Annotated in this window: 5 protein-coding genes and 1 tRNA gene; 3 read left to right on the forward strand and 3 right to left on the reverse strand. The window is 45.0% G+C overall.

Features of this window, described 5'->3' with window-relative positions; translation table 11 throughout:
* Window positions 1-37 precede the first annotated feature (37 nt).
* Window positions 38-1,786, forward strand: a complete 1,749-nt coding sequence (gene dnaG, locus PSI15_RS00650; protein WP_273581861.1) for a DNA primase — start codon at window positions 38-40, stop codon at window positions 1,784-1,786.
* A 282-nt stretch (window positions 1,787-2,068) separates the two neighbouring features.
* Complete coding sequence (gene rpoD, locus PSI15_RS00655; protein ID WP_273581862.1) at window positions 2,069-3,916, forward strand: RNA polymerase sigma factor RpoD; 1,848 nt, start codon at window positions 2,069-2,071, stop codon at window positions 3,914-3,916.
* Window positions 3,917-3,971: 55 nt separating this feature from the next.
* Here the strand turns inward: rpoD and PSI15_RS00660 are convergent, their stop codons facing one another.
* Window positions 3,972-4,751, reverse strand: a complete 780-nt coding sequence (locus PSI15_RS00660; protein WP_273581863.1) for a GNAT family N-acetyltransferase — start codon at window positions 4,749-4,751, stop codon at window positions 3,972-3,974.
* Between the two features lie 257 nt (window positions 4,752-5,008).
* On the opposite strand from PSI15_RS00660, the gene PSI15_RS00665 reads away from it, so the two are divergent.
* Window positions 5,009-5,084: transfer RNA gene (locus tag PSI15_RS00665), tRNA-Ile, on the forward strand.
* A 198-nt stretch (window positions 5,085-5,282) separates the two neighbouring features.
* On the opposite strand, the gene PSI15_RS00670 is transcribed toward PSI15_RS00665, so the two are convergent.
* Together PSI15_RS00670 and PSI15_RS00675 are read right to left on the reverse strand one after the other, a co-directional pair.
* Window positions 5,283-5,546, reverse strand: coding sequence for a helix-turn-helix domain-containing protein (locus tag PSI15_RS00670; protein ID WP_273581864.1), 264 nt, complete (start codon window positions 5,544-5,546; stop codon window positions 5,283-5,285).
* Between the two features lie 346 nt (window positions 5,547-5,892).
* On the reverse strand, window positions 5,893-6,414 hold the full coding sequence (locus PSI15_RS00675; RefSeq protein WP_273581865.1) for a hypothetical protein: 522 nt from the start codon (window positions 6,412-6,414) through the stop codon (window positions 5,893-5,895).
* Window positions 6,415-6,559: the final 145 nt, after the last annotated feature.

The following is a 6,559-nucleotide window of genomic DNA, read 5'->3' on the forward strand; positions in this document are numbered from 1 at the left end:
GGCTTATTCTCGTTCATCAACAGGCGTAAAAGGGCTTATGGCTGGACGAATTCCACGCGCATTTATCAATGACTTATTAGCAAGAACCGATATCATTGATTTGATCGATGTTAGGGTGCCTTTGAAAAAGAAAGGTAAAAATCATCAAGCGTGCTGTCCTTTTCATAACGAAAAAACCCCTTCATTCACGGTTAATGGCGACAAACAGTTTTACCATTGCTTCGGTTGCGGGGCACATGGCAATGCCATTGATTTTTTGATGAATTATGACCGATTAGACTTTGTCGAATCCATCGAAGAACTGGCAACCCTGCACGGGCTGGAAGTGCCCTACGAAGCAGGCTCCGGTGGCGGTCAAATTGAACGTCACCAAAGGCAAAATCTTTACCAGTTGATGGATAAGCTCAACAGCTTCTATCAGCATTCACTGAATAGCCCCGGCGCGCGATCAGCCCGGCAATATTTGAACCAACGCGGGCTCAGTGAAGAGATCATTCAACGTTTCGCTATCGGCTTCGCCCCAAATGGGTGGGATAATGTCCTGACAAAATTTGCCCACAATGGGGAAGAGCAGAAGCAGTTAAGCGATGCCGGTATGCTGGTCACGAATGATCAAGGCCAGACTTATGACCGTTTCCGTGGGCGGGTGATGTTCCCTATCCGCGATCGTCGTGGGCGCGTGATTGCCTTCGGCGGCAGAGTGCTGGGCGATGCTCTGCCCAAGTACCTGAACTCGCCGGAAACAGACATTTTCCATAAGGGCCGCCAGCTATATGGTCTTTATGAAGCTCAGCAAAACCACAAATCGCTGACAAGGTTGTTGGTGGTTGAAGGTTATATGGATGTGGTTGCGCTGGCCCAATTTGGCATTGACTATGCCGTGGCTTCGCTGGGCACATCCACAACGGCCGAACATGTTCAATTGCTTTTCAGGACAACCGATAATGTTATCTGTTGTTACGACGGTGACCGTGCGGGTCGTGACGCTGCATGGCGGACACTGGAAACTGCGCTGCCTTACCTGAATGATGGCCGCCAATTACGTTTTATGTTCTTGCCGGATGGCGAAGATCCTGATTCACTGGTTCGCAAAGAAGGGCGGGAAGCATTCGAGCAGCGGATGGAAAAGGCATTAACCTTATCTGCATTTTTGTTCGAGTCACTATTGCCACAGGTTGATTTAAGTAACCCGGAAGGAACGACTAAGCTCAGTTCGCTGGCCATGCCGCTAATCAGTAAAATCCCAGGGGAAACACTGCGACTTTACCTGCTGCAAGAGCTTGGAAACTTGTTAGGTACGCCTGATACGACACAATTGGAACGATTTCTGGCAAAACTTGTCAAAAAAGATACCAATACTTATCAGGCGCTAAAACTGAAACCAACAACAATGCGCATATTGATCGCATTGCTGGTGCAGAACCCGCATTTAGCGACACTAGTTCCCCCATTACAGGGAATGTTTTCTACCCAGATAGCAGGATTGCCATTATTCATAGAGCTTGTCGACACGTGCCTTGCTCAACCGGGTCTAACCACAGGGCAACTGTTGGAGCAATACCGCGATAATAAATATGCTAAACAGCTTGAAAAACTCGCTGCCTGGAACGATATACAGATAGAAGAGATTGCTGAAAAAACTTTTGGCGATGCACTTAACCATCTTTTCGCGTCAGCACTTGATGAACGTTTTAATTTTCTGATGGCCAAAGAGAGAACGGAAGGCCTGACACCAGAAGAACGTAAAGAAGTCTGGCTGATTTCTGAATCCAGCGCGAGGAAATAAGAATCTGTTTCAGCAAGGCTATATTACTTCAAGATGATATGAGTTTGTTGAAAACAACGCGCGATAAAAATATAGCTTGGTGAAACAGGTTCTAAACCAAAACCTAAAATCACAGACACAGAATTCACGGCTTAACTGCCGCATTATGTAGGGTGGATACCCCTACAATTGCCGCAATTGAGGGCAGCGGCAATACAATGAAAACGCCCCTAAATACTATTGTTGGCATATTTGTTTCGCCGACCGACACCAACCAATACTCTGAAGTGTGGATACCGTCTTATGGAGCAAAACCCGCAGTCACAGCTAAAGCTACTTGTCACCCGAGGTAAGGAGCAAGGCTATCTGACCTATGCTGAGGTCAATGACCATCTGCCGGAAGATATCGTCGATTCTGATCAGATAGAAGATATCATCCAAATGATCAATGACATGGGCATCCAGGTGATGGAAGAAGCACCTGATGCCGATGATCTCATGTTGGCAGAAAACACAAACGACACAGATGAAGACGCTGCGGAAGCGGCTGCACAAGTGTTATCGAGTGTCGAGTCAGAAATCGGCCGTACCACCGATCCGGTTCGCATGTACATGCGTGAAATGGGTACGGTTGAGCTCTTGACTCGCGAAGGTGAGATTGACATTGCAAAGCGCATTGAAGATGGCATCAACCAAGTGCAGTGCTCCGTTGCTGAATACCCTGAAGCGATTACTTACCTGCTGGAACAGTTCGACCGTGTTGAATCTGGCGAGAGCCGCCTGTCCGATTTGATCACGGGTTTCGTTGATCCTAACGCAGAAGAAGATCTGACACCTTCAGCCACACACGTTGGCTCAGAACTTCCTCAGGAAGAGCTTGATGACGAAGATGACGAGGATGAAGAGAGTGAAGATGATTCTGACAGCGAAGATGATAACAGCATCGATCCAGAACTCGCTCGCCAGAAATTTTGCGAACTGCGTGAACAATATGAACTGACACGTCAGGCGATCAAGGCTTATGGTCGCAGCCATCCCAATACCGCGGCAGAAATATTGACTTTATCTGAAGTATTCAAACAGTTCCGTCTGGTACCAAAACAGTTTGATCATCTGGTCAACAACATGCGTTCCATGATGGATCGCGTCCGTCTTCAAGAGCGTCAAATCATGAAGATGTGTGTTGAGCAGTGCAAGATGCCGAAGAAAAACTTCATCACCCTATTTTCTGGCAATGAAACCACCGACACTTGGTTCACCGCGGCAAAAGCCATGAACAAGCCGTGGTCTGACAAATTGCTGGAAGTTGAAGAAGAAGTTATGCGTAGCCTGCAAAAGTTACGCCAGATTGAAGAAGAAACCGGCCTGACCATTGAACAAGTCAAAGATATCAACCGTCGCATGTCAATCGGTGAAGCGAAAGCCCGCCGTGCGAAAAAAGAGATGGTTGAAGCCAACCTGCGTCTGGTTATTTCGATTGCGAAGAAATATACCAACCGTGGTCTGCAATTCCTTGATTTAATTCAGGAAGGTAATATCGGTTTGATGAAAGCGGTTGATAAATTTGAATACCGCCGTGGTTACAAATTCTCAACTTACGCGACATGGTGGATCCGTCAGGCGATCACACGTTCTATCGCGGATCAGGCACGTACCATCCGTATTCCGGTACACATGATTGAAACCATCAACAAACTCAACCGTATTTCCCGCCAGATGTTGCAGGAAATGGGGCGTGAACCTTCACCGGAAGAGCTGGCAGAGCGCATGTTGATGCCGGAAGACAAGATCCGCAAGGTACTGAAAATTGCCAAAGAGCCAATCTCCATGGAAACCCCTGTGGGTGATGATGAAGATTCACATCTGGGCGATTTCATCGAGGATACCACGCTTGAACTGCCGCTGGATTCAGCAACGTCAGAAAGCCTGCGTTCAGCAACCCACGATGTGCTGGCGGGTCTGACTGCACGTGAAGCGAAAGTTCTGCGTATGCGTTTTGGTATCGATATGAACACTGACCATACGCTGGAAGAAGTGGGTAAACAATTTGACGTCACCCGCGAGCGTATTCGCCAGATCGAAGCAAAAGCACTACGTAAACTGCGCCATCCAAGCCGTTCCGAAGTATTGCGCAGCTTCCTTGATGACTAATCAACGAATTTGCTGATAAATCTGAAAAGCGTCTGTTTCGGCAGGCGCTTTTTTATTATTGGCGGATAAATGATTGATATTCAAACAATGGCGCAAACCCAATGCGCCGATACAATCCATCACCCTCGCTGGAGGCATCCAAATAGCACGCCGTTGCACCCTGCTGCTTGGCTTCATTCAACACATCATTGATCAAAGCCGCCGCATATCCCCTTCTCTGTTGCTCCACCACGGTACTAATCTCATCAAGACGAACCAGATTATCTAACCTTGACAAAGTTAAAGCGCAGACTGGCTGGCTATCGACATACAAAGCGTAATGTTGCAGATCTTTTCCTGCATCCAAAGCCGCCTGATGACATTTTTGGTATTGCCCGGAAATAGCATCACCGGTCTCAAATGCACTTTCTATCGGGATTGCCCAATTATCCAAACAGTGGTCAACACGCCGAATTTCGTATTTCAGGGCGGGTACCGCGTTCATTTGCCAATTCACCAAATCAAGCTGCATAGCCGTAGTGATGCTATCGGCATCAAACGTAAACCCAGCCTGCTGGATCACCGCCAAAATTTGGCTATTGGGTTCTACGGTGACAATCGAAAAAGGGACATAGGTTTTCTCATCCAGCAATCGAATCCCTCTTTGTAGATCCTCTGCCGTTTGATCATTAACATCAATTATCAATAAAAAGTTCAATGCGTGCGTTTCAACGCCTGTCACATAAGCCCGAACACGTTGACTGATAGGCAGGGACATTTGGCTAATCGATGAGAAAAAGTGATCCTCTATTTGGTGATGGGCATAAACAGCGGCTGATAAAGGGGATTTTTTCATGTTGATTTACCAAAATATTTTTATAAAAAACAAAACTGTACTAATAGGATCTCATTGGTCAGATTATGGACAAAGCACAGTAAACAATCAGAAATATTTATTATAAAAGCAGCTCACATCACTAAAAAAGTATTCAGATGACTTCCTACAGGCTAAAAAGCGTTAAAAGAGACTCATTATTGTATATAAAACACGCATATGAATTTGGGGGGCTAGACCTAAGACCAAACTGTACCGTATAATCTCCCCACTTCACTGGCCCCTTAGCTCAGTGGTTAGAGCAGGCGACTCATAATCGCTTGGTCGCTGGTTCAAGTCCAGCAGGGGCCACCAGAATTATCAAGGGGTTGCATCAAAAGTGCGACCCCTTATTTTTTTCTAGGATACCCATAGGATACCTTCTGGCAGTAGCGTGAGGTATAACCGATTAACACCGCTACGGTAATGAAGCGTTCATGTATTTCCCTCTGTGACTCTTATCACATTCCCTAAACATTAAGACGCCTAGATAAATAACAAGCAGATTAATGATTATTCCAGCAGCTTGTCGCGCACTTTACGCTCAATGGGTTGACCATACGAATCAAAATAGCGGCTAGGCCAGATTTCTGAGGGATGTATTTCGAGATAGTTAGCGATAATCCATTCGCCTTTAGGCCACGGGCGAGAGAGGGTATTTGCTAATGTTGATGAACTGAGTCCCGCTTCACGAGAAACAGCCGCCAAGGTTGTACCGCGCTTACGTAATGCAGCAATAATATCGGCTTGATGCCAATCATTTCTAACGTTATTCATTCTTGCTACCCCTTCCATTAATTAAAATTGATGGTGGCGATTCAAGCAAGGTCATCACAACTGGGAGCTACCTTCCAGCGAGGCCGAAGCCTCCCTCACCTGAACCGCCATTGAAAAGGCGATAGCAGACACACTGGTAGAAACTTCCTACCAGTGGATAGCTCTTTACAAGGGTGATGATCCTTGACCATTGGATTTTGCCAATGGCGGGAGTACTTTAACGAATTGTTTTATCGGGTTCAATAAGCGAATCAGTAAAACCGATTAACTTTTTGCGTTAAATTTCATTAAAAATACTAAAGCTCTGCTAACATTGCCCATTGTTGCACTTAATGAAATATTTCGATTATTCTTTTGGAATCATTCTTAGAGCATCATTACGTGACTCTCTGTAAACATTCCCAAGAGTCATGCTCTGCGAAGCAGCGTATTTTACAGCAGACCCAGCACCATCAATGTATTTTAATATACGCTGTCTGGCTGCGTAGGCAGGATTTATTCTGCTATCGATATCAAGCCACCATTTTCTTCCATATTTTTTAATTATTTTTTCCTTTATTCTTTGGAAGTATTCTTTTCTATCAGCACCATCATAAGAAGCCAATAAACTAGCCCAGATCATTTTTTTATGAATGGATAGTGGGTTATATTCCCGTTGAATTAATTCCTCTCTTACATCCGGATGTAAGAGTAAACTACCATCAGCGATTTTACGTTTTATCCACAAACGCTTAGCAAACTCGTAGACATGCTCTTTATCTTCTTTCTCTAATCTCAGTGTATGAGAAGGCCAACTTTCAAGGTTATCTATAAGAGATAACTTTTTTATTAAATCTTGATGCTCCTCAGTGCCGTTCCTGCCATACATGTTTTTTATCCTTTTTTCACTGAATGAAACCTTCATTTTTCAATATATTCCGTAGTTACACCAGTAAATTTACATAGCCGCTTTATTTTATAGTGACGTATTACGCATAATACTCCAATATTCTAATCATTTTATTTCATTCATC

The organism is Xenorhabdus sp. PR6a (assembly GCF_028599065.1).
Lineage (GTDB): Bacteria > Pseudomonadota > Gammaproteobacteria > Enterobacterales > Enterobacteriaceae > Xenorhabdus > Xenorhabdus doucetiae.